Origin of the sequence: Nocardioides panacis (genome assembly GCF_019039255.1) — a bacterium.
GTDB classification, from domain to species: domain Bacteria; phylum Actinomycetota; class Actinomycetes; order Propionibacteriales; family Nocardioidaceae; genus Nocardioides_B; species Nocardioides_B panacis.
Genome location: NZ_CP077062.1, coordinates 3,460,181 through 3,483,792 on the forward strand (window position 1 = coordinate 3,460,181; position 23,612 = coordinate 3,483,792).

The following is a 23,612-nucleotide window of genomic DNA, read 5'->3' on the forward strand; positions in this document are numbered from 1 at the left end:
GCTCTCATGTCAGGCACAACGCACCGGCCCCGTCAGACCTTCCGGATCGGCGCGGGATCTCCGCAGAAAGGCCGGGCTTGGGGCGGTCCCGGACACTGGAGGCATGACGAACCGCGCCCGGCTGATCGACACGACGGCGCCGGCCCACCCCCTCCGGGGTGGTGCTGGTGCTGCACGGCGGTGCCGCGCGGGCCGAGGCCACGGTGGTCAGCCCCACCCAGCTCTCCGTGCTGCGGATGGTCCCGGTCGCGCGCCGGATCGCCCGGGCCGGGCGGGGCCGGCTGGCGGTGCACCGGCTGCTGAACTCCTCGCGCGGCTGGGACGCGGCGCACACCCCCGTCGACGACGTGGCGTGGGCGCTCGACCAGGTCCGCGAGCGCTACGGGAGCGACGTGCCGGTCGGGCTGGTGGGCCACTCGCTCGGCGGGCGCGCGGCGATCCTGTCCGGCGACCAGCCCGGCGTGCGCAGCGTCGTGGCGCTGGCCCCTTGGGTCTACGCCGACGACGGCCAGCGGGACCTGAGCGGCCGCCAGGTGCTCGTCGTGCACGGCGACGAGGACCGGATCGCCAGCCCGCAGCGCTCGGCCGCGGTCGCCGAGGACCTGCGGCGCACGACCGCGGTGGGCTACATCCGGGTGGCGGGCGGCAAGCACGCGATGCTCGGGCACCACCGGGTCTTCGACGGGGCGGCCGCCGACTTCGTGACCGCGACCCTACTCGGCGACGAGGTGCCCGCCCCGGTGCGCGACGTGCTCGGCGGCCAGCAGCTCGTCGAGGTCTGAGCCGGTTCCTGCCCGGACGCGACGAGACCCCGGTGTGCCAGGCACACCGGGGTCCGAACAGCCGTCTTCAGTCGGTCAGAAGACCCTGCGACGGTTGCCGCCGATCGGGACGAAGTTCAGGATCAGGCCGACGACCAGCAGGATGATGCCGATCGTGGTGAGGATCGGGATGGAGGCAACCAAGCCGATGATGAGCAGGATCAGTCCGAGGACGACCATGAGGGCTCCTTCTGTTGGGTGGACAAACATCCTGGAGTACCCCCCTGGGCAAGGAGGATGCGCCCTTCTCTCATCTTTTTCTCAGGTCGGTCGGCTGTAGCAGTGCACCCGCAGCCGGGCGGGCTCCTCGCGCCACGGGTCCATGGACAGCAACCGCCAGCCCTGGCCGTCGAGCAGGGCGATCTTCTCCTTCCGCGCGGTGACCACCTCGAGCACCGGCAGCATGCCGCGCAGGCTGCTCTCCTCGGCCGCGACGTCCAGCAGCGCCGTACCGATGCCCTGGCCGCGCAGGCTCGGCCGCACGAAGAACTTCGCGACGCTGGCCAGGTCGTCCGGGTCGCGCCCGGTCATCTCGCTCCAGTGCGCCCGGCTCACGGTGTCCAGCCCCACCGGCGAGATCGCGACGTGCCCGAGGATCTCCCCGACCCGCTCGACCACCCAGGCGTCGAGCACCTCCCGGTCGAGCCACCCACGCGGACTCTCCGGCCAGCGGACCGGGTACTGGCTCTCGTAGTGCACCACCCGCAGCAGCCGGGCACAGGCCGCCAGATCCCGTCCGGTGCGGCGCCGGAGCCCGCGCATGGCGCCGGGCAGCGGGTCCTCGGGCTGCCCGCGGCGACCGGTCAGCCAGCGCTTCGCCGGTCCGGAGGGCTGGCGCGGGACGGGGCTGGACGGCGACCGTCCGGACAGCCGGCCGAGGTCGAGACGTCTCACGGGCGCGCCCTCCCGTCCTCAGGACCCGCTGACCCTCAGCGTGGGACGCGGCCGACGGGAGGTCAATGCCCCGAACGACCCAGCCACGTGCCGACCGGCAGGTGGCTTCCGTCCGGCAGGCCCGCGGGCGCTCGATGCGGGCCTCCGGTCCCCGGTACGTCGCCGGGCGGCGGCTCAGGCGGTGCGGGTGGCGATCAGCACCGCGAACGCGTCGAGCGCGTCGCGCACGGGGCCCTCGGGCAGCACCTTGAGCAGGTCCTGCGCCTCCCGGGCCCGGTCCAGGACGTAGCGCCGCGCCTCGTCCATCGCCGGGTGCCGGCGGAGCAGCTCGAGCGCCTCCGCGTGCAGGCCGTCGTCGGTGAGCTCGCCGTCGAGCAGCTCGAGCAGCCGGGCGTCCTCGGGGGCGGCGGACCGCCGGGCCATCAGCACCGGCAGCGTCGGCACGCCCTCGCGCAGGTCCGTGCCCGGCGTCTTGCCCGACTCGTCGGACTCGGAGGAGACGTCCAGGATGTCGTCGGAGAGCTGGAAGGCCATGCCGACCTTCTCGCCGTAGGCCGTCAGCGCCTCCTCGATCTCCAGCGGGGCGCCGGCGAACCGGGCGCCGTAGCGGGCGGAGGTGGCGATCAGCGAGCCGGTCTTGCCCTCGACGACGCGCAGGTAGTGCGCGAGCGCGTCCTCGTCGGGACCGGGCGTCAGGGTCTCGAGGATCTGGCCCTCGACGAGCTTGGTGAAGGTCTCGGCCTGGATCCGCACGGCGTCGGCGCCCAGGGAGGCGGTCAGCTCCGAGGACTTGGAGAACAGGAAGTCCCCGGTGAGGATCGCGACGTGGTTGTCCCACCGGGAGTTCGCCGACTCGGCGCCGCGGCGCAGGTCGGCCTCGTCCATCACGTCGTCGTGGTAGAGCGAGGCGAGGTGGGTCAGCTCGACCACGCACGCGGAGGTGACCACGCCGTCGCGGGTCGGGTCCCCGGTCTCGGCGGCGAGCAGCACCAGGAGCGGCCGGAACCGCTTGCCGCCGGCGTGCATCAGGTGCCGGGCGGCGCCGGTGATGAACGCCGCCTCGCTCTTGATCTCGCGCTCGAGGCGCTCCTCGACCTCGACCATGCGGGCGCGCAGCCGCGCCTCGAGGTCGGCGTCGAGGACCGGCAGGGCCAGCGACGAGCTTCCGTCGGCGGTCGAGGTCATGAGGAGTTCCTAGCGAACGGGAGGGTCAGCGGATGAACTGGCCCGCGGTGGCGGCGAGGTCGAGGACCGGCCCCGGGAACACGCCCAGGATGACGGTCGCGGCGAACCCGACAGCGATCACGATAGTCGTCAGGATGCTCGGCACCATCACCACGGGTCCCTCGCCCACCGGGTCCGAGAAGAACATCAGCACGATCACCCGGGCGTAGAAGAACGCCGCGACCGCGCTGAGGATCACCGCGACGACCACCAGCGGCCACGCTCCGCCGGACACCGCCGAGGCGAACACCGCCCACTTGCCGGTGAAGCCCGACGTCAGGGGGATGCCGGCCATCGCGAGCAGGAAGAACGCGAAGACGCCCGCGACCACCGGGGACTCCTTGCCGAGACCGGCCCACCTCGAGAGGTGGGTGGCCTCGCCGCCGGCGTCCCGCACGACGGTCACGACCGCGAACGCGCCGATGGTCATGAAGCCATACGTCACCAGGTAGAACAGCACCGCCTGGATCGAGGAGATCTGGTTCCCGTCGAAGCTGGCCACCGTGTGCAGGCCGACGAAGCCGGTGAGCAGGAAGCCGGCGTGCGCGATCGAGGAGTAGGCCAGCATCCGCTTGATGTCGGACTGGGTGATCGCCAGCACGCAGCCGACCAGCATGGTCAGCACCGCGATGATGCCGATCATCAGCGACCAGTCCCAGCGCGCGGCGCCGAAGGCGACGTAGAACAGCCGCAGCAGCGCGCCGAACGCCGCGACCTTCGTGCAGGCCGCCATGAACGCGGTGACCGCGGTCGGGGCGCCCTGGTAGACGTCCGGGGTCCAGGAGTGGAACGGCGCGGCGCCGACCTTGAACAGCAGGCCCACCGAGAGCAGGCCGATGCCGGCGAGCAGCAGCGCCTCGCCGCCGATGCGGCCGGAGACCGCTTCGGCGATGTCGGAGAAGTTCATCGAGCCGGCGTAGCCGTAGGTCAGCGCGATGCCGTAGAGGAAGAACCCGGAGGAGAACGCGCCGAGCATGAAGTACTTCAGCGCCGCCTCCTGCGACAGCAGCCGGCGGCGACGCGCGAGCCCGCAGAGCAGGTAGAGCGGCAGCGACAGGATCTCCAGGGCCACGAACAGGGTGATCAGGTCGTTGGCCGCCGGGAAGAGCAGCATGCCGCCGATGGAGAACATCATCAGCGGGAAGACCTCGGTGTGCTCGAGGCCCTTCGTGGAGGCCTCGCGCTCGGCCGCCGTACCGGGGAGCGCCGCGGCCTGGCCGGCGAACGCGGTGACGCCGCCCTCGAGGTGCCGCTCGGCGAACAGCAGCACGCTGATGGTCGAGAGCACCAGGATCGTGCCCCAGATGAAAACCGTCGGCCCGTCGACGGCGACCGCGCCCTCGACGGCGATCCGGCCGCGGCCGGAGGTGTCCCCCTTGGGCGCGAGCCCGGAGGCCACGATCACCGTGGCGACCAGCGCGCCCACGACGCCGACGAGCGCCAGCACGGTCTGCACGAGGTAGCGGCTCCGGCGGGCCACGAAGGCCTCGACGACGACACCGACCAGCGCGACGCCGAAGATGATCAGCATCGGCGACAGGAGGCCGTACTCGATGCTGGGCTTGGAGAATGCGGCTGCGAGGTTCACTTGGCGGACTCCTCCTGGGCACCGGCCTGCGTGGGTACGGCGGGTGCCGGGTCCTTCACGCCGACTTGCTGCAAGGTGTCAGCGACGGCGGGGTTGATGATCGAGGTCAGGGGCTTCGGGTAGAAGCCGAGCAGCACGATCAGGACGAGCAACGGGGCGAGCGCGGAGATCTCGCGGACCGTGAGGTCCTTCATGCCGACGATCGACGGCCCGGGCATCCCGGTCATGGTGCGCTGCACCATCAGCAGGATGTAGAGCGCGGCGATGACGATGCCGAGCACCGCGAACGAGGCGTACCACGGGTTGTGCGTGAACGCGCCCAGCAGCACCAGGAACTCCGAGATGAACGGCGAGAGGCCCGGCAGCGACAGCGACGAGAGCCCGGCGACCAGGAAGATGCCGGCCAGCACCGGGGCGACCTTCTCCACGCCACCGAAGTCCGGGATCAGCCTCGAGCCGCGGCGGCTGATCAGGAACCCGCTCACCAGGAACAGCGCGGCCGTGGAGAGGCCGTGGTTGAACATGTAGAGCATCGACCCGGTCTGGCCGTAGCTGTTCAGCACGAAGATGCCGAGCACGATGAAGCCGAAGTGCGACACCGAGGTGTAGGCGATCAGGCGCGGGATGCTCTTCTGCCCGATGGCCGCGAGACCGCCGTACAGCACGCTGATCACCGCGAGCACCAGGACCACCGGGGTGGCCCACTGGGACGCCTCGGGGAACAGCTGCAGGCAGAACCGGATCATCCCGAAGGTGCCGATCTTGTCCAGGATGCTGACCAGCAGCACGGACGTGCCGGGGCTGCCCTGCTCGGCGGCGTCCGGGAGCCAGGTGTGCACCGGCACCATCGGCGCCTTGATCGCGAACGCGATGAAGAAGCCGACGAACAGCCAGCGTCCGGTGTTCTGGTCCATCGGGATCTTGCTGAGCTCGGAGAGCAGGTACGTCGGGGTGCCGGCGCGGGCCGACACGACGTACAGGCCGACGACCGAGGCCAGCATCAGCAGGCCGCCGAACAGCGAGAAGAGCAGGAACTTGACCGCGGCGTACGAGCGGCGCGGGCCGCCGAAGCCACCGATCAGGAAGTAGATCGGGATCAGCGTGGCCTCGAACAGGACGTAGAAGAGGAACACGTCGGTCGCGGCGAACACCCCGATCGCGAGGCCCTCGAGCGCCAGCATCCAGGCGAAGAACGCGTTGACGCCCCAGCGGCCCTCGTCGCCGTCGTTCCACGAGGCGAGGATGACCACCGGCGACAGGATCGCGGTGAGCAGCACGAGCGTCAGGCCGATGCCGTCCACGCCGAGCGCGTAGTGGGCGCCGAAGGCGCGGATCCACTCGTGCTCCTCGGTGAACTGGAAGCGCGCGCCGCCGACGTCGAAGCCGAGCGCGACGACCGCGACGATGACCAGGGTCACCAGCGAGACGCCGAGCGCGACCACCTTGGGGAGGTCGGCACGACCGCCCTTGGGCAGCACGGCCACGACCACTGCGCCGAGGATCGGCAGCAGCAGGGCCGCGGTCAGCAGGGGGAAGCTCACAGGGACACCACCATCAGAGTTGAGCGAACCGGCCGGTCGAGCGGGTCGAGACCACTCATGCGAGGTTCACCGCCAGGAGAGCCAGGACGACCAGCAGGGCGCCGGCCAGGACCGAGAGGGCGTAGGACCGGACGAACCCGGTCTGCACCCGGCGGAACGTCTGGGACATGCCACCGAACGAGGCACCGGTGCCGTCGACGACCCCGTCCACCGCGTGGTCGTCGAACGCGACGAGGCCGCTCACGAACCGGTCGCCCGGCCGCATGAACAGCTCCTCGTTGATCGCGTCGCCGTAGAGGTCCGCACGGGCGGCCCGGGTGAGCACCGAGACCTTCGTCGGCGCGGTGCGGGGCACCTCGTGGCGCCCGACCGTCAGCCACGCGACGGCGATGCCGGCGATCACGACGAGCAGCACCACCAGCGACAGGACCAGGGCCGAGACCGGGAGCGTCTCGTGGACCTCCTCGCCGACGACCGGCGCGAGCCAGCCGGTGATCCAGCCGCCCAGGAGCAGCAGGCCGCCGAGCGCGGAGAGCGCACCCAGCACCATCAGCGGGATCGTCATCACCTTGGGCGACTCGTGCGGGTGGACGTCGTCGGCCCAGCGCTTCTCGCCGAAGTACGTCATCAGCATCAGGCGGGTCATGTAGAAAGCGGTGACGCCGGCGCCGACGAGGGTCGCGAGCCCGACGACGAGGTTGTCGCCGAACGCGGCCTCGATGATCTTGTCCTTGGACCAGAACCCGGCGAACGGCGGGACGCCGATGATCGCGAGGTAGCCGAGGGAGAACGTCAGGAACGTCACCGGCATCATCTTGCGCAGCGCGCCGTAGTGCCGCATGTTCACGTCGTCGTCCATGGCGTGCATCACCGAGCCGGCCCCCAGGAACATGTTGGCCTTGAAGAAGCCGTGCGTGAGCAGCTGGAAGATCGCGAACGCGTAGCCGGCGGGACCGAGCCCGGCGGCCAGCATCATGTAGCCGATCTGGCTCATCGTCGACCCGGCGAGCACCTTCTTGATGTCGTCCTTGGCGCAGCCGATGATCGCGCCCCACAGGAGCGTGACCATGCCGACCACGACGACGGCCGTCTGCGCGACGGGGGCGTTGTCGAAGATGAAGTTGGAGCGGACCACGAGGTAGACGCCCGCGGTCACCATCGTCGCGGCGTGGATCAGGGCGGAGACCGGGGTCGGGCCCTCCATGGCGTCGAGCAGCCAGGACTGGAGCGGCACCTGGGCCGACTTGCCGCACGCCGCGAGCAGGAACAGCAGGCCCAGGACGGTCAGCGTCGTGTCACCGGCCTGGCCGGCGACCGCCGAGACCCCCGCGAACGTGATGGTGCCGAAGGTCGCGAAGGTCAGCATCGTGCCGAGCGCCATGCCGATGTCGCCGACGCGGTTCACCACGAAGGCCTTCTTGGCGGCGACCGCGGCCGACGTCTTGTGCTGCCAGAAGCCGATCAGCAGGTACGACGCCAGGCCGACGCCCTCCCAGCCGAGGAACAGGCCGAGGTAGTTGTCCGCGAGCACCAGCATCAGCATCGCCGCGACGAACAGGTTGAGGTACCCGAAGAAGCGCGCCCGCCGCACGTCGTGCTCCATGTAGCCCACGGAGTAGATGTGGATCAGGCCGCCGACACCGGTGATCAGCAGCAGGAACACCGCGGAGAGCGGGTCGTAGAGCAGGCCCATGTCGACCTTGAAGCTGCCGGCGTCCACCCAGGTGTAGAGCGTCTGGCCGACCTGCCGGTCCTCGGCGCCGCGGCCGAGCAGCGTGACGAACGCCGCCACGCTGATCAGGAACGACCCGATCACCGTCGCGCAGCCGAGCAGGTGCGCCCAGGCCGCCGTACGGCGGTTGCCGAGGAGCAGGATCACCGCGGCGCCCAGCAGGGGCAGCGCGATGATCACCCAGAGCAGCGAGAAGACGCCGCCGGCGGGCGACGGGTCCACCACCGGGACGGCCTCGTGCAGAGGAAAGGACATGTAGGACTCCTCAGTACTTCAGCAGGCTCGCGTCGTCGACCGAGGCCGACCGGCGGGTGCGGAAGATCGTCATGATGATCGCCAGTCCTACGACGACCTCGGCGGCGGCGACCACCATCACGAAGAAGGCGGCCACCTGCCCGTCGAGGTTGCCGTTGACCCGGGAGAAGGTGACCAGGGCGAGGTTCGAGGCGTTCAGCATCAGCTCGACGCACATGAACACCACGATGGCGTTGCGGCGGGTGAGCACCCCGACGCAGCCGATCGTGAACAGGATCGCCGAGAGCACCAGGAACGGTGTCGCGCTCATGCGCGGTCCTCCCCTTCGCTGTCGTGGTTCTGGCTGGGGTCGCCGTCGATGCCGCCGCGCGGGCCGGAGCCGCGGATCGGCTCGCTGGAGGTGCCGTCCCCGATCGAGCCGGTGAGGGCGTCGATGTCCTGCGGGGCGGTCCGCACCGAGCCACGGGACTGCAGCGTCCGGGAGACCGAGATCTCCGAGGGCGAGCCGTCGGGCAGCAGCGCCGGGGTATCCACCGCGTTGTGCCGGGCGTAGACACCGGGCGAGGGCAGCGGGCCGGGGTGCTTGCCGTGCTCGGCGTAGTCCCGCATCCGGCGCGCGGCCAGGTCGGCCTGCGTCGCCTTCGGGGTGAGCCGCTCGCGGTGCGCGAGCACCATCGCGCCGATCGCGGCGGTGATCAGCAGCGCGCTGGTCGCCTCGAAGGCGAAGACGTACTTGCTGAACAACAGCCGGGCGAGCCCGGGCACGTTGCCCTCGGCGTTGGCCGCGGCCAGGCCGGTGACCGGGCCGAGCGAGACCTGTGCGACGCCGAACACCACGACCGCGCCGAACAGCAGGCCGACGACCGTGGCCATCACCCGCTGCCCCTTGATGGTCTCGACGACCGAGTCGGAGGCGTCGACGCCGACAAGCATCAGCACGAACAGGAACAGCATCAGGATCGCGCCGGTGTAGACGATGATCTGCACCGCGAAGAGGAACGGTGCGTCCTGCACGGCGTACAGCACCGCCAGGCTGATCATCACGACCGCCAGCAGCATGGCCGCGTGCACGGCCTTGCGGGTGAACAGGATGCCGAGCGCGGCGACGACCATGACGGGGGCCAGGACCCAGAAGGCGACCATGCCTCAGACCTCGCTCTCGTCGGCCGGACGGGTGCGCGGGGTGAAGGTCCCGCGGTAGTAGTCGCCCTCGTCGTCGCCGAGCTGCATGGCGTGCGGCGGCTGCTCCATGCCGGGCAGCAGCGGGGCGAGCAGGTCGGACTTCTCGTAGATCAGGTCCGCGCGGTTGTTGTCGGCGAGCTCGTACTCGTTGGTCATCGTCAGCGCGCGCGTCGGGCACGCCTCGATGCACAGCCCGCACAGGATGCAGCGCAGGTAGTTGATCTGGTAGACGCGGCCGTAGCGCTCACCGGGCGAGAACCGCTCGTCCTCGGTGTTCGACGCGCCCTCGACGTAGATCGCGTCCGCGGGGCACGCCCACGCGCACAGCTCGCAGCCGATGCACTTCTCCAGGCCGTCGGGCCAGCGGTTCAGCTGGTGCCGGCCGTGGAACCGCGGTGCGGTCGGCTTCTTCTCGAAGGGGTACTCCTCGGTGACGACCTTCTTGAACATCGTCCGGAAGGTCACCCCGAAACCCGCGATCGGGTCCCAGAACTGTTCCTTGAGGGTGGGCATCTACTCACGCTTCCCATCGGCGGTGGCCGACGACGAGACCGTCGACGTACCGCTGCTGCTGCTGGTCAACTGGTCGGCCACCTGGTGGGGCATCGGCGGCACCGGGTAGCCCCCGGCGAAGGCGTCGAACGCGCGCTCGTCCTCCATGTCGTCGCCCGGCTCCTTCTCGCTCTCCCGCTCGCCGACGAAGAACAGCACCAGGAACAGCACCGCGACGACGCCGATGGCGCCGAGCAGGTAGCTGCGGTCGATGCCGCCCTCGAGGCTGATCGCGCGGATCGCCGCGACGGCGACGATCCAGACCAGCGAGATCGGGATGAGCCGCTTCCAGCCGAACGCCATGAACTGGTCGTAGCGCAGCCGCGGCAGCGAGCCGCGCAGCCAGATGAACACGAAGATGAAGATCATCACCTTGGCGATGAACCACAGGAACGGCCAGTAGCCCTGGTTGAACATGCCGTCGTTGATCGCCGACAGCGGCCAGGGGGCGCGCCAGCCGCCGAGGAACAGCGTGGTCGCGAGCGCGGAGACGGTCACCATGTTGACGTACTCCGCGAGGAAGAACAGCGCGAACTTCAGCGAGGAGTACTCCGTGTGGAACCCGCCGACCAGCTCGCCCTCGGCCTCGGCCAGGTCGAACGGCGCACGGTTGGTCTCCCCGATCATCGCGATCACGTAGATCACGAACGACGGGATGAGGATGATGCCGAACCACAGCCGGGACTGGGCGTCCACGATCTCCGAGGTCGACATCGAGCCGGCGTAGAGGAACACCGCGACGAGCGCGAGACCCATCGCGACCTCGTAGGAGATCATCTGCGCGCTGGAGCGCAGGCCGCCGAGCAGGGAGTACGTCGACCCGCTCGACCAGCCGCCGAGCACGATGCCGTAGATGCCGATCGAGCTGATCGCCAGGATGAACAGCACACCGACCGGCATGTCGGTCAGCTGGAGCTGGGTGTAGGTGTCGGTGAACGGGATCCGCACCTCGGGGCCGAACGGGATCACCGCGAAGGCCAGGAACGCCGGCACCGTGGACAGCACCGGGGCGATCAGGAAGATCACCTTGTCCGCTGCCGTCGGGATGATGTCCTCCTTCAGCGCCAGCTTCACGCCGTCCGCCAGCGACTGCAGCAGGCCGAAGGGGCCGTGCACGTTGGGGCCGATGCGGTGCTGCATGCGAGCCACGACGCGGCGCTCGAACCAGATGTTGAACAGCGTCAGCACGACCAGGATCACGAAGATCAGCACGGCCTTGAGGATGATGACCCACCAGGCGTCGTTGCCGAAGCCCTTCAGGGTGTCCTTGCCGGCGGCCGAGACCATCTCCAGCGCCGGTCCTGCGAGCAGTGCGCTCATGCGTGGGCCCCCTCGACCTGGTTGGCTGTGGTGAGTCGTACGACGGACCCGGCGGGTGCCGACCCCGACGTCGTCGGCGTCCACACCACGCCGTCGGGCAGGTCGGCCACCCCGAGCGGGAGCGTCGAGCTGCCGTGGTCGCCGCTCACCGTGACGTGCGAGCCGGCGGCGAGGCCGAGCGCGTCGAGCGTCGCGGGCGACACCAGCGCGACCGGCGTACGGGCGGTGGCCTTGAGGTAGTCGTCGCCGTCGAGCATCCGCCCGTCGTCGAGCAGCAGCTTCCAGGTCGCCACCCGCACCGAGTTGTCAGACGGTGAATCGGTCCTGGCCGGGTGAGCGCCTGACAACTCGGGCATGGTGGCCCGGGCGCCGTCCCAGGCGCCGAGGTCCTGCATCTCGGCACGGGCCTCCTCGACGGTGCGGAAGCCGAGGCGCACGCCCATCTCGTCGGCGATCCCGGAGAGCACCCGCAGGTCGGGCAGCGCGTGCGAGTCGCGCAGCACCTTCTCGAAGGGACGCACGCGACCCTCCCAGTCCACGAACATGCCGGCCTTCTCGGCGACCGGGGCGACGGGGAAGACCACGTCGGCGGCGTGCGAGACGGCGCTGGCGCGGACCTCGAGGCTGACCACGAAGCCGGCCCTCGCGATCGCCGCGGTGGCGGCGTGCGGGGCGGGCAGGTCGGCGGGGTCCACCCCGGCCACGACCAGCGCGGTGACCTCGCCGGAGGCCGTCGCCTCGATGATCGCGTCGCCGTCGCGGCCGTCCTCGTGCGGCACGGTGGTGCCCCACACGGTGCCGAGGTCGACGCGGGCGCCGGCGTCGGTGACCGGGCGGCCGCCGGGCAGCAGGTTCGGCAGGCAGCCGGTCTCGAGCGCACCGCGCTCCCCCGCCCGGCGCGGGACCCACGCGAGCCGGGCACCGGTGGTGCCGGCCAGGGTCAGCGCCGCGGTCAGCGCGCCGGGGACGGTCGCGAGCCGCTCGCCGACCAGGATCACGCCGCCGCCGTCCAGGGCGATCTCGCCGTCGTGGGCGAGCGCCTCCAGCGCGGCGGGCTCGTCGCCCGGTGCGGTGCGGACCAGCGTGCCCTGCATCTTCTGCAGGCCGCGGGAGGTGAACGGGGCGATCGACACGACCCGGGTGCGGCCCTTGCGGGCGGCCTTGCGCAGCCGCAGGAACACGATCGGGGACTCGTCCTCCGGCTCGAACCCGGCGAGCAGCACCACGCTGGCCCGCTCGAGGTCGGCGTAGGTGACCTCGAGGGCCTTGCCGACCACGTGCGCGGCCAGGAAGTCGGCCTCCTCGACGGAGTGCGGGCGGGCCCGGAAGTCGATGTCGTTGGTGCCGAGCGCCACGCGGGCGAACTTGCTGTAGGCGTAGGCGTCCTCGCCGGTGAGCCGGCCGCCGGTCAGCACGCCGACCTTGCCGGCGTGCGCCTGCAGGCCGCGGGCCGCGACCGCGAACGCCTCGGGCCACGAGGCGGGCCGGTGCCGCCCGGTCTCCTCGTCCCGGACGAGCGGCGTGGTGAGCCGGTCCTCCTGGCGGGCGTAGAGGAACGCGAAGCGGCCCTTGTCGCAGTTCCACTCCTCGTTCACGTCCGGGTCGTTGCCGGCGAGCCGGCGGGTGACCTTGCCGCGACGGTGGTCGGTGCGCAGCGAGCAGCCAGCGGCGCAGTGCTCGCACACCGAGGGCGTGGAGACCAGGTCGAAGGGCCGGCTGCGGAAGCGGTACGACGCCGAGGTCAGCGCGCCCACCGGGCAGATCTGGATCGTGTTGCCGGAGAAGTAGCTCTCGAAGGGCTCCTTCTCGTAGATGCCGACCTGCTGGAGGGCGCCCCGCTCGATCAGCGCGATGAACGGGTCACCGGCGATCTGCTCGGAGAACCGGGTGCAGCGGGCGCAGAGCACGCAGCGCTCGCGGTCGAGAAGCACCTGCGCGGAGATGTTGATCGGCTTGGGGAAGGTGCGCTTGGTCCCGCCGCTCTCGGCGAACCGGGACTCGCCGCGACCGTTGGACATCGCCTGGTTCTGCAGCGGGCACTCGCCGCCCTTGTCGCAGACCGGGCAGTCCAGCGGGTGGTTGACCAGCAGGAACTCCATCACGCCCTGCTGGGCCTTGTCGGCGACCTTGGAGGTGGCCTGGGTGCGCACGACCATGCCCTCGGTGACCGCGAGGGTGCACGACGCCTGGGGCTTGCCCATGGAGGCGAGCTCGCCGTTGCGGGGCGCCCACACCTCCACCAGGCACTGGCGGCAGGCGCCGACCGGCGCGAGCAGCGGGTGGTCGCAGAACCGGGGGATCTGGACGCCGACCTGCTCGGCGGCCCGGATCACCAGCGAGTCCTTCGGCACGGAGACCTCGACGTCGTCGATGGTCAGCGTGACGAGGTCCGTCTTCTCCACGCTGGTCGGGCCCGTCGAAACCGTCGTCATGCGTTCGCTCCTGCCGGTGCGAAGAGGGTGGAGGCGGCCGGGTCGAACGGGCAGCCGCCCTGCTCGAAGTGGGCGATGTACTCGCTGCGGAAGTGCTGGATCGACGACGTGATCGGGCTGGTCGCCCCGTCGCCGAGCGCGCAGAACGACCGGCCGAGGATGTTGTCGCACTGGTCGAGGAGCGTCTCGAGGTCCGCCTCGGACCCCTGACCGGCCTCGAGCCGGGCCAGCGTCTGGACGAGCCACCAGGTGCCCTCGCGGCACGGGGTGCACTTGCCGCAGGACTCGTGCTTGTAGAACTCGGTCCAGCGCAGCACCGCCCGCACGACGCAGGTGGTCTCGTCGAAGATCTGCAGCGCCTTGGTGCCGAGCATCGAGCCGGCCTTGCCGACGCCCTCGTAGTCCAGCGGCACGTCGAGGTGCTCGGCGGTCAGGATCGGGGTCGACGAGCCGCCCGGGGTCCAGAACTTCAGCTCGTGGCCCTCGCGGACGCCTCCGGAGAGGTCGAGCAGCTGGCGCAGGGTGATGCCGAGCGGGGCCTCGAACTGGCCGGGCCGCGCGACGTGCCCGGACAGCGAGTAGAGCGTCATGCCCTTGCTCTTCTCGGTGCCCATCGAGCCGAACCACGAGGCGCCGTTGGCGACGATGCAGGGCACCGACGCGATCGACTCCACGTTGTTGATCACGGTCGGGGCGGCGTACAGGCCGGCGATCGCGGGGAACGGCGGGCGCAGCCGGGGTTGGCCGCGGCGGCCCTCCAGGGAGTCCAGCAGCGCGGTCTCCTCGCCACAGATGTAGGCGCCGGCGCCGGCGTGCACCGTGACGTCGAGGTCGTAGCCGGAGCCGTGGATGTCCTTGCCGAGATGGCCGGCGAGGTAGGCCTCCTGGACGGCGCGCTGCAGCCGGCGTACGACGTGCAGCACCTCGCCCCGGACGTAGATGAAGGCGTGGTTGGCACGGATCGCGTAGGAGGTGATCGCCACGCCCTCGACGAGGGTGTGCGGCGTCGCCATCATCAGCGGGATGTCCTTGCAGGTGCCCGGCTCGGACTCGTCCGCGTTGACCACGAGGTAGTGCGGCTTGCCGTCACCCTGCGGGATGAAGCTCCACTTCATGCCGGTGGGGAAGCCCGCACCGCCGCGGCCGCGCAGGCCGGAGTCCTTGACCAGCCCGATGACGTCGTCCTGGGTCATGCCCAGGGCGGTCCTCAGGGCGCCGTACCCGCCGGTGCTCTCGTAGGACTCCAGCGTCCACGGGCGGTCGGTGTCCCAGGCGTTCGACAGGACCGGGGTCAGCACGTCAACCATCAGGAGCCTCCCTTGGGGTTCTGCTTGCCGCCGGCGTCCTCGCCGACGGTCTCCGCGCCCGACTCCTCGACCGCGGTCTCGGACCGGGCCCGGCCCATCGTGGTCTGCGCCCCGAGGTCCTTGCTCCGGCCCTCGGCCGCGCCGGCGGTGACCTCGTCACGGTCGCTGTCGGGGGGCGGTCCAGCCGTTCTCGCGGGCGATCTGCAGCCCGAGCAGCGAGGCGGGACCGGCAGCCGGACCCTCGTCGGCCCGGTCGTCGGGGAACCCGGCGAGCACCCGCTCGGCCTCGCGCCAGGTGCAGATGCGCGGCCCGCGGGTGGAGCGGACCTCCTTGCCCTCCCGCAGGTCGTCGACCAGCCGGGTCGCGGACTCGGGGGTCTGGTTGTCCATGAACTCCCAGTTGACCATCATCACCGGGGCGTAGTCGCACGCCGCGTTGCACTCGAGGTGCTCCAGCGTGATCCTGCCGTCGTCGGTGGTCTCGTCGTTGCCGACGTCGAGGTGGTCCTTGAGCCGCTCGAAGATCTCGTCGCCGCCCATCACCGCGCACAGCGTGTTGGTGCAGACGCCGACGTGGTACTCACCGACCGGGCGGCGCTTGTACATCGTGTAGAACGTCGCGACGCCGGACACCTCCGCGGCGGAGATGCCCAGGATGTCGGCGCACGCCTCGATGCCGCGCGAGGTCACCCGCCCCTCGACGCTCTGCACGAGGTGCAGCATCGGCAGCAGCGCCGAGCGGGCCTGCGGGTAGCGCGTGGTGATCTCCCGCAGCTCCGCCAGCACCGAGGCGTCGAAGCCGGCCCCGTTGGTCGGGCTCGTCGTAACCATGTCGTCTGTCAACGGTCTACTCCACCCATCACGGGGTCGATCGAGGCGATGGCGACGATGACGTCGGCGACCATGCCGCCCTCGCTCATCACCGAGGTCGCCTGCAGGTTCGTGAACGACGGGTCGCGGAAGTGCGCCCGGTAGGGACGCGTGCCGCCGTCGGACACCACGTGGGCGCCGAGCTCGCCGCGGGGCGACTCGACGGGGACGTAGGCCTGGCCGGCCGGGACCCGGAAGCCCTCGGTGACCAGCTTGAAGTGGTGGATCAGGGCCTCCATCGACTCACCCATGATGTGCCGGATGTGGTCGAGGCTGTTGCCCATCCCGTCGGTGCCGACCGCGAGCTGGCTGGGCCAGGCGATCTTCTTGTCGGCGACCATCACCGGTGCGCCCTCGAGCCCGGCGAGCCGCTCGGCCGCCTGCTCGACGATCTTCAGCGACTCCCACATCTCGTCCAGACGGATCCGGAAGCGGCCGTAGGCGTCGCAGGTGTCGCGGGTGGGCACCTCGAAGTCGTAGTCCTCGTAGCCCGAGTAGGGCTGCGACTTGCGCAGGTCCCACGGCAGGCCCGTCGAGCGCAGCACCGGGCCGGTGAGGCCGAGCGCCAGGCAGCCGGCGAGGTCGAGGTGGCCGATGCCGACCAGCCGGCCCTTGAAGATCGGGTTCGCGTTGCACAGCGCGGCGTACTCCGGGAGCCGCTTCTTCATCAGCGCGACGAAGTCCCGGATCTGGTCGAGCGCGCCGGGCGGCATGTCCTGGGCGACCCCGCCGGGCCGGATGAACGCGTGGTTCATCCGCAGGCCGGTGATCAGCTCGAACAGGTCGAGCACCAGCTCGCGCTCGCGGAAGCCGATCGTCATCACCGTCAGCGCGCCGATCTCCATGCCGCCGGTCGCGATCGCGACCAGGTGGCTGGAGATCCGGTTCAGCTCCATGAGGAGGACGCGCATGACCTGCGCCTTCTCCGGGATGTCGGCCTCGATGTCGAGGAGCCGCTCCACGCCCAGGGAGTAGGTGGCCTCGTTGTAGAACGGGGAGAGGTAGTCCATCCGCGTGCAGAACGTGACGCCCTGCACCCAGGAGCGGAACTCCATGTTCTTCTCGATGCCGGTGTGCAGGTAGCCGATGCCGCAGCGGGCCTCGGTGACCGTCTCGCCCTCGAGCTCGAGGATCAGCCGGAGCACGCCGTGCGTGGAGGGGTGCTGGGGCCCCATGTTCACGACGACGTGGTCCTCGCCCTCCTCGGCGAGGCCCTCGGCGATGGTGTCCCAGTCCTGGCCGGTGACGGTGAAGACCCGTCCCGCGGACGTGTCCGCGCCGGGTGCGTAGGGGTCCTGCCCCTGCTCGGTGGTTGAGCTTGTCGAAACCATCAGGTGTACGACCTCCGCGTGTCGGGCGGTGGGATGGTGGCGCCCTTGTACTCGACCGGGATGCCACCGAGGGGATAGTCCTTGCGCTGCGGGTGCCCGGGCCAGTCGTCGGGCATCTGGATGCGCGTGAGAGCGGGGTGACCGTCGAAGATGATGCCGAAGAAGTCGTAGGTCTCGCGCTCGTGCCAGTCGCTGGTCGGGTACACCGCGACCACCGACGGGATGTGCGGGTCGCCGTCGGGGCAGGTCACCTCGAGGCGGATCCGCCGGTTGTGGGTCATCGACAGCAGGTGGTAGACGGCGTGCAGCTCGCGGCCCTGGTCGTCGGGGTAGTGCACGCCCGAGACGCCCGAGCAGAGCTCGAAGCGGAGCTTCTCGTCGTCACGGAGCAGCTGGGCCACCGCCACGAGGTCGTCGCGCCGGATGAAGAACGTCACCTCGCCGCGGTGCACGACGACCTTCTCGACGGCGGTGGTCACCCCGGAGCGGGCCAGGCCGCCCTGCAGCGCGTCGGCGACCTCGTCGAACCAGCCGCCGAACGGCCGCGACGTGCCGCCGGGCATCGTGACCGGGCGGACCAGGCCGCCGTACCCGCTCGTGTCGCCGGTGCCGGTGACGCCGAACATGCCGTGCCGGACGCCGACGACCTCGGGCTCGAGCTGCTGCGGGTCGGCAGGCAGCTGGTTCTCGACCGCGCGGTCGGTCGCGTCGTCGTCCGTCCCGGGGGTCACCTCCGGGAAGTCCTTGGGCTCCTTGGGGCCTTCGCTCATCGCAGCTTCCCCACCATGTCGGAGGTGGACAGGGCGTTCAGGCCCACGGTCTCGTTCTCCTCGATCTCGGCCAGCCGGTTCACGCCGAGCTTCGTGGCCTGGACCTGCTTGTGCAGCTTGAGGATCGCGTCGATGAGCATCTCCGGCCGCGGGGGGCAGCCGGGGAGGTACATGTCGACGGGGACGACGTGGTCGACGCCCTGGACGATCGCGTAGTTGTTGAACATCCCGCCCGAGCTGGCGCACACGCCCATCGCGAGGACGTACTTCGGCTCGGCCATCTGGTCGTAGATCTGGCGCAGCACGGGAGCCATCTTCTGGCTCACCCGCCCGGCGACGATCATCAGGTCGGCCTGGCGCGGGGAGGCGCGGAACACCTCCATGCCGAAGCGGGCCAGGTCGTAGCGCGGTCCGCCGGACGTCATCATCTCGATGGCGCAGCAGGCCAGGCCGAACGTGGCCGGCCAGAACGACGCCTTGCGCATGTAGCCGGCGACCCCCTCGACCGTGGTCAGGAGTACGCCGCTCGGCAGCTTCTCTTCGATGCCCATTGCTCTCTAGCCCCTCAGTCCCAGTCCAGGCCGCCGCGCCGCCAGACATAGGCGTACGCGACGAAGACGGTCACGATGAACAGCACCATCTCGATGAGGCCGAACATCTTCATGGAGTCGAAGTAGACGGCCCACGGGTACAGGAACACGATCTCGATGTCGAAGACGATGAACATCATCGCGGTGATGTAGTACTTCACCGGGAACTTGCCACCGCCCAGCGCCTGCGGGGTCGGCTCGATGCCGCACTCGTAGGAGTCGAGCTTCGCGCGGTTGTAGCGCTTGGGACCGGTCAGCGAGCTGACCAGCACCGAGAAGATCGCGAAGCCCGCCGCGATGACTCCGAGCGCGAGAACAGGTGTGTAGAGCTCCACCGGTGTTCCCTCCTGTCTGTCCGTCTGTGTCGTGCTGCTTCGTGCGGTGCGGTGCTGCCGGGTCAGGCCGCGGGTGCGACCTTGGCCAGCGCGTTGATCACCCGGTCCGAGACGTCGCCGTCCCGGGGATCGGTGAGGTTCGCCATCAGCTTGAGGGTGAACTTCATCAGCGCGGTGCGTGGCAGGCCGAACTTCGTGGCCTGCTTCATGAACGTCGGGTTGCCGATCATCTTCGCGAAGACCCGGCCGAGCGTGAAGTAGCCGCCGTAGGCCTGCTCCAGCGCGACCGCGTAGCCCTCGAGCACCCGCTCGCGGGCCGGGCCCTCGGGTCGCGCCAGCGCCTGCACGATCGTGTCGGCGGCCATGTGGCCGGCCTCCAGCGCGTAGTCGATGCCCTCGCCGTTGAACGGGTTGACCATGCCGCCGGAGTCGCCGACCAGCAGCACGCCGCGGGTGTAGTGCGGCTTGCGGTTGAAGCCCATCGGCAGCGCGGCCGACCCGATCCGGCCGACGAGGTTCTCCTCGCGGAAGCCCCACTCGGCCGGCGTGTGCTCGAGCCAGCGCTTGAGCACGTCCTTGTAGTCGACGTTCTGGAAGGCCTTCGAGGTGTTGAGGATGCCGAGCCCGACGTTGGCGGTGCCGTCGCCGACCCCGAAGATCCAGCCGTAGCCGGGCAGCAGGTTCGACTGGTTCGGCGTGCCGTCCCAGAGCTCGAGCCAGGACTCCATCCACGCGTCGTCGTGGCGGGGCGTCTCGTAGTAGGCGCGGACCGCGACCCCCATGGGGCGGTTCTCGCGCCGCTCGAGGCCGAGCGCGATGGCGATCCGCGCGCTGACGCCGTCGGCGGCGATCACGACCGGGGCGGTGTAGGTCTCGACCGCGCCCGGGTCGCCGACCCGGCGGCCGCGGTCGTCGACGGCCTTGGCGGTGACGCCGACGACCCGTCCGGTGCGCTCGTCGAGGACCGGTCCGGTGACCGCCGTACGCTCCACCAGCCGGGCGCCCGCCTTCTCGGCGTGCCGGGCGAGGATCTCGTCGAGGTCGGTCCGGGTGCGCACCATGCCGTAGGGCGGGAACGACGCCAGGTCGGGCCAGGGCAGCTCGAGCCGGTGGCCGGCGCCGACGATCCGCAGGCCGAGGTTCTTCTGCCAGCCCGGGGCGTCGAGGTCGAGGCCCATGGCGACCAGCTGCCGGACCGCGCGCGGGGTGAGCCCGTCGCCGCAGACCTTGTCGCGGGGGGAACGCCGCCTTCTCCAGCAGCAGGACGTCCACGCCTGCGTTCGCGAGGTGGTACGCCGCACTCGCTCCCGCGGGACCGGCGCCGACGACGATGACGTCGGCCTGCCGCGCGTCAGCGGTGGTCCGGGTCATGCGTGGCACCTCATCCATTGGCCTTCGGGGCGTGCGTTGTGCGCATGTGAATTGCTTCACTAGTCAGGCACTGTCGAGGAGTCTAGAGGCCTGGGTCACATCGCGCGACCCGGCCCCCGGGTCGTCCCGCCACACCTCGAAACCACCCCCCACCTGGGCATTTAGGTCATGTTCCCGTTGCCAAATTTGTCACCCCGCGGCGCCTCGGGTCGCCGATGCTCCGCCGACCCGGCGCCTCTGGTCGCCGGAGCCCCGCCGACCCGGCGCTCGTGGCTGGCCGGGGTGCCCGCGATGCCCGCGCCCGTGCCCTCCGACTCCCGCCGCGGCCCCGATCCTCGTGTCGTCGCGGTTGTGGTGGGCGACGGGCGGCCGGTGCGACGACCTGCCGTCCTGCTTCCTGACCTCGCCTGAGCAACCAGAAGCGCCGGGGCGGCGGGCGCCGGGCAGCCAGAGGCGCCGGGTGGGCGGGCGCCGGGCAGCCAGAGGCGCCGGGTCGGCGGGCGCTGGGCAGCCAGAGGCGCCGGGTGCGCGTCAGGCGGTGGCGCGGTGCAGGGTGACGATGCCGCCGCTGAGGTTCAGCCACTCCGGGCGCTGCCAGCCGGCCTGCCCGATCCGGTCCGCGAGCCGCTCCTGGTCGGGCCACGCGCGGATCGACTCGGCGAGGTAGACGTAGGCGTCCGGGCTGGAGGAGACCGCGCGGGCGACCGTCGGCAGCGCCTTCATGAGGTACTCCACGTAGACCGTCCGGAACGGCGCCCAGGTCGGGTGGCTGAACTCGCAGACGACCAGCCGGCCGCCCGGCCTGGTCACCCGCAGCATCTCGCGCAGGCCGGCGTCCGGGTCGACGATGTTGCGCAGCCCGAAGGAGATCGTCACCGCGTCGAACGTGTCGTCCGCGAACGGCAGCCGGGTGCCGTCGCCGGCGGTGAAGCCGAGGTGCGGCCTGGCCCGCTTGCCCACCCGCAGCATCCCGATCGAGAAGTCGCAGGGCACGACGGTGGCGCCGCGGTCCGCGAACGGCTGGCTCGAGGTGCCGGTGCCGGCCGCCAGGTCGAGGACCCGCTCGCCCGGACGGGGGTCCACGGCGTCCACGACGACCCTGCGCCAGCGGCGGTCCTGGCCCAGCGAGAGGATGTCGTTGGTGAGGTCGTAGCGACGCGCCACGTCGTCGAACATCGCGGCGACGTCCGCGGGGCGCTTGTCCAGCTGGGCTCGGGTCACGGGCGCCAGCCTATGCAGCGACGTCGGTCGAGGTGCCCGAGACCCCGGGCGGACGCACGGTCGCCCCGAGGCTCGCACGCCCCGCACCTCGACCGACGTGCCTCGTGAACCTCGTCCGAGGAACCACCGTAGGCTGGGCCACCGTGACAGAGCCTTCCTCCCGCCTGGACGCGTCGGACCCGAGTCGGGAGTCGGCGCCGCTGGTGGTGCGCACCGTGCTCGTCGAGGACACCGGGTCGCTGCTGGCCCTGCTTCCCGAGGACCGCGACGTCACCGCGTGGGTGCGCCGCGGCGAGGGGCTGGTCGGCTGGGGCGTGGCCGCGGTCCGCCGTACGTCGGGACCGGGCCGGTTCGAGGAGGCCCGCACCTGGTGGCTCGAGCACGCCGGCACCGCCGTGGTCCGCGACGAGGCGTGCCTGCCCGGCTCCGGCCTGGTGTGCTTCGGCTCCTTCGCCTTCGCCGACGAGCCCGGCGACAGCCTGCTGGTGGTCCCCGAGGTGGTCGTCGGACGCCGCGGCGACACCATGTGGGTGACCACGATCGGCGCCGGGACGATCCCGGCCGGCCCCGGGCTCGCCGCCGCCGAGGCGGTCGACGCGCCCGTCGGGGTGACCTTCGCGGACGGCGCCCTGAGCGGCACGGAGTGGGAGACGGTGGTCGCCGACGCGGTGCGCCGGATCAACGAGGGCGCGCTGGAGAAGGTCGTCCTGGCCCGGGACCTGTACGCCACCGCGGAGCAGGACATCGACGTCCGCTGGCCGCTGAACCGGCTGGCTGAGAGCTACCCGATGTGCTGGACCTTCCACGTCGACGGGCTGTTCGGCGCCACCCCGGAGATGCTCGTACGTCGCGAGCGCGGCCTGGTCACGTCGCGGGTGCTCGCGGGCACCATCCGGCGCACCGGTGACGACGCCCGCGACATGGCCCTCGCCGCGACCCTGGCCCGGTCGTCGAAGGACCTCGAGGAGCACGAGTACGCCGTGCGCTCGGTGGCCGACGCCTTGGCCCCGCACTGCTCGTCGATGAACGTGCCCGAGGCGCCGTTCGTGCTGCACCTGCCCAACGTGATGCACCTGGCCACCGACGTGGCCGGCGTGATCCACGACGCGGACGACCCGTCGGCGACCTCGCTCGACCTGGCCGCGTCGCTGCACCCGTCCGCGGCCGTCGGCGGCACCCCCACCGACGTGGCCACCGCGCTGATCCTGGAGATCGAGGGCATGGACCGCGGGCGCTACGCGGGACCGGTGGGCTGGATGGACGCGAGCGGCGACGGCGAGTGGGGCCTGGCGCTGCGCTCGGCCGAGATCGAGGGCCGGCGCGTGCGGCTGTTCGCGGGCTGCGGGATCGTCGCGGACTCGGACCCCGAGTCCGAGCTGGCCGAGGGCCAGGCGAAGTTCGTCCCGGTCCGCGACTCGCTCGGCGGCACCGACTGACCCGCACCCCTGCGGCGGGCCGGCGTCGCGGGTGGTGGCCCCTCGGGAAGACCACCGCCCCACGACGGCGACGTCGGTGCTGGCCCACCACCCCCGTGCGGGTGGGCGTGACCCAGTCTCCCGGGGCGGACGGGACCGCGTCTGTAGGCAATGGGCACCATGTCCGCTGCCCGTTCGGCCGGTGCGGCAGGGGCCGTTCGGTCAGAGCGAGAGGTCGGTGCCGGGCTGCAGCCGCTCGTAGGCGGTCTCGCCCAGCAGCAGCTCGAGGTTGCGGCCCACGACCCCGAGCCCGGTGTCGTTGAGCAGCCCGTCGTGCACGGCCACCGCGCGCGGGGCCCCGACCGACCGGCCGAAGTCGATGACCTCGGAGATCTTGCTCCACGGCGCGTGCACCGGCAGCAGGAGCACGTCGACCGGGCCGCCGGGAGGCGTGAGCGAGTCGCCCGGGTGGTAGACGCGCAGGCTGCCGACGTCGACGACGTACCCGGAGTTGTGGACCCGCGGCAGGTCCTCGTGGATCACCGCGTGCAGCTCGCCGACGGCGGTGACCGGCAGACCGACGTCGAGCTGCTCGCCCGGGGAGACGACCGTGACCCGCTCGGCGACGCCCCGGTCCGCCTCGGCGATCTGCGCGCGGACCGCCTCGATGGTGAACACCGGGGCGTCGGTGGCCCGCAAGTGGTCGACGTGCAGGTGGTCCGCGTGCTCGTGGGTGACCAGCACGGCGGTCGCGCCGTCGACCGCCTCGCGCTCGGTGAAGGCACCGGGGTCGATGACGACCACCTGGCCGTCGTGCTCGATGCGGACGCAGGCGTGGCCGAACTTGGTGATCCTCATGTC

21 protein-coding genes and 1 pseudogene are annotated in these 23,612 nt (G+C 71.1%); 2 read left to right on the plus strand and 20 right to left on the minus strand.

Annotation, left to right across the window (positions count from 1 at the left end; all coding sequences use genetic code 11):
• The first annotated feature begins 158 nt into the window (after positions 1 to 158).
• On the plus strand, positions 159 to 782 hold the full coding sequence (locus tag KRR39_RS16895; protein ID WP_216938663.1) for an alpha/beta hydrolase: 624 nt from the start codon (positions 159 to 161) through the stop codon (positions 780 to 782).
• A 75-nt stretch (positions 783 to 857) separates the two neighbouring features.
• Here the strand turns inward: KRR39_RS16895 and KRR39_RS16900 are convergent, their stop codons facing one another.
• The 19 genes and pseudogenes from KRR39_RS16900 to KRR39_RS16990 form a co-directional block, all read right to left on the minus strand.
• Positions 858 to 1,001, minus strand: a complete 144-nt coding sequence (locus KRR39_RS16900; RefSeq protein ID WP_216938664.1) for a hypothetical protein — start codon at positions 999 to 1,001, stop codon at positions 858 to 860.
• An 81-nt stretch (positions 1,002 to 1,082) separates the two neighbouring features.
• Positions 1,083 to 1,715, minus strand: coding sequence for a GNAT family N-acetyltransferase (locus KRR39_RS16905; RefSeq protein WP_216938665.1), 633 nt, complete (start codon positions 1,713 to 1,715; stop codon positions 1,083 to 1,085).
• Positions 1,716 to 1,889: 174 nt separating this feature from the next.
• The gene (locus KRR39_RS16910) at positions 1,890 to 2,900 is read right to left on the minus strand and encodes a polyprenyl synthetase family protein (RefSeq protein ID WP_216938666.1); all 1,011 of its coding nucleotides are present in this window, start codon (positions 2,898 to 2,900) and stop codon (positions 1,890 to 1,892) included.
• A 25-nt stretch (positions 2,901 to 2,925) separates the two neighbouring features.
• Positions 2,926 to 4,527 carry an NADH-quinone oxidoreductase subunit NuoN gene (gene nuoN, locus KRR39_RS16915; protein WP_216938667.1) on the minus strand — a complete coding sequence of 534 codons (1,602 nt, stop codon included), beginning with the start codon at positions 4,525 to 4,527 and terminating at the stop codon, positions 2,926 to 2,928.
• A complete protein-coding gene (locus KRR39_RS16920; protein WP_216938668.1) occupies positions 4,524 to 6,068 on the minus strand; it encodes an NADH-quinone oxidoreductase subunit M in 1,545 nt (514 codons plus the stop codon). Before KRR39_RS16920 ends, nuoN begins: the two co-directional genes overlap by 4 nt.
• A 55-nt stretch (positions 6,069 to 6,123) precedes the next feature.
• On the minus strand, positions 6,124 to 8,055 hold the full coding sequence (nuoL, locus tag KRR39_RS16925; protein WP_216938669.1) for an NADH-quinone oxidoreductase subunit L: 1,932 nt from the start codon (positions 8,053 to 8,055) through the stop codon (positions 6,124 to 6,126).
• 10 nt (positions 8,056 to 8,065) lie between these two features.
• Positions 8,066 to 8,365 carry an NADH-quinone oxidoreductase subunit NuoK gene (gene nuoK, locus KRR39_RS16930; RefSeq protein ID WP_216938670.1) on the minus strand — a complete coding sequence of 100 codons (300 nt, stop codon included), beginning with the start codon at positions 8,363 to 8,365 and terminating at the stop codon, positions 8,066 to 8,068.
• Positions 8,362 to 9,198 carry an NADH-quinone oxidoreductase subunit J gene (locus KRR39_RS16935; RefSeq protein WP_216938671.1) on the minus strand — a complete coding sequence of 279 codons (837 nt, stop codon included), beginning with the start codon at positions 9,196 to 9,198 and terminating at the stop codon, positions 8,362 to 8,364. Before KRR39_RS16935 ends, nuoK begins: the two co-directional genes overlap by 4 nt.
• Positions 9,199 to 9,201: 3 nt before the next feature.
• Positions 9,202 to 9,750, minus strand: coding sequence for an NADH-quinone oxidoreductase subunit NuoI (nuoI, locus tag KRR39_RS16940; protein WP_216938672.1), 549 nt, complete (start codon positions 9,748 to 9,750; stop codon positions 9,202 to 9,204).
• Positions 9,751 to 11,076: an NADH-quinone oxidoreductase subunit NuoH gene (gene nuoH / locus KRR39_RS16945; protein WP_216942740.1), complete on the minus strand. Its 1,326-nt coding sequence runs from the start codon at positions 11,074 to 11,076 to the stop codon at positions 9,751 to 9,753.
• Positions 11,077 to 11,105: 29 nt separating this feature from the next.
• Positions 11,106 to 13,541: an NADH-quinone oxidoreductase subunit G gene (locus tag KRR39_RS16950; RefSeq protein ID WP_216938673.1), complete on the minus strand. Its 2,436-nt coding sequence runs from the start codon at positions 13,539 to 13,541 to the stop codon at positions 11,106 to 11,108.
• Positions 13,538 to 14,848, minus strand: coding sequence for an NADH-quinone oxidoreductase subunit NuoF (gene nuoF, locus KRR39_RS16955; protein WP_216938674.1), 1,311 nt, complete (start codon positions 14,846 to 14,848; stop codon positions 13,538 to 13,540). Before nuoF ends, KRR39_RS16950 begins: the two co-directional genes overlap by 4 nt.
• 156 nt (positions 14,849 to 15,004) lie before the next feature.
• Positions 15,005 to 15,679, minus strand: coding sequence for an NADH-quinone oxidoreductase subunit NuoE (gene nuoE, locus KRR39_RS16960; protein WP_216938675.1), 675 nt, complete (start codon positions 15,677 to 15,679; stop codon positions 15,005 to 15,007).
• 8 nt (positions 15,680 to 15,687) lie between these two features.
• A complete protein-coding gene (locus KRR39_RS16965; RefSeq protein WP_216938676.1) occupies positions 15,688 to 17,049 on the minus strand; it encodes an NADH-quinone oxidoreductase subunit D in 1,362 nt (453 codons plus the stop codon).
• The gene (locus KRR39_RS16970; RefSeq protein ID WP_216938677.1) at positions 17,049 to 17,819 is read right to left on the minus strand and encodes an NADH-quinone oxidoreductase subunit C; all 771 of its coding nucleotides are present in this window, start codon (positions 17,817 to 17,819) and stop codon (positions 17,049 to 17,051) included. The genes KRR39_RS16965 and KRR39_RS16970 overlap by 1 nt, the downstream gene beginning before the upstream one ends.
• A complete protein-coding gene (locus KRR39_RS16975) occupies positions 17,816 to 18,370 on the minus strand; it encodes a NuoB/complex I 20 kDa subunit family protein (protein WP_216938678.1) in 555 nt (184 codons plus the stop codon). The genes KRR39_RS16970 and KRR39_RS16975 overlap by 4 nt, the downstream gene beginning before the upstream one ends.
• Before the next feature lie 14 nt (positions 18,371 to 18,384).
• Positions 18,385 to 18,744 (minus strand): NADH-quinone oxidoreductase subunit A, encoded by a 360-nt coding sequence (locus tag KRR39_RS16980; protein WP_216938679.1) that lies wholly within the window; start codon positions 18,742 to 18,744, stop codon positions 18,385 to 18,387.
• Between the two features lie 62 nt (positions 18,745 to 18,806).
• Positions 18,807 to 20,115: pseudogene (locus KRR39_RS16985) on the minus strand (geranylgeranyl reductase family protein).
• A 531-nt stretch (positions 20,116 to 20,646) separates the two neighbouring features.
• On the minus strand, positions 20,647 to 21,336 hold the full coding sequence (locus tag KRR39_RS16990) for a demethylmenaquinone methyltransferase (RefSeq protein ID WP_216938680.1): 690 nt from the start codon (positions 21,334 to 21,336) through the stop codon (positions 20,647 to 20,649).
• Between the two features lie 143 nt (positions 21,337 to 21,479).
• Here KRR39_RS16990 and KRR39_RS16995 point away from each other — a divergent pair, with 143 nt between their 5' ends.
• Positions 21,480 to 22,772 (plus strand): isochorismate synthase, encoded by a 1,293-nt coding sequence (locus tag KRR39_RS16995; RefSeq protein WP_216938681.1) that lies wholly within the window; start codon positions 21,480 to 21,482, stop codon positions 22,770 to 22,772.
• Between the two features lie 201 nt (positions 22,773 to 22,973).
• Here KRR39_RS16995 and KRR39_RS17000 read toward each other — a convergent pair whose 3' ends face one another.
• Positions 22,974 to 23,609: an MBL fold metallo-hydrolase gene (locus KRR39_RS17000; protein WP_216938682.1), complete on the minus strand. Its 636-nt coding sequence runs from the start codon at positions 23,607 to 23,609 to the stop codon at positions 22,974 to 22,976.
• Between the last annotated feature and the right edge of the window lie 3 nt (positions 23,610 to 23,612).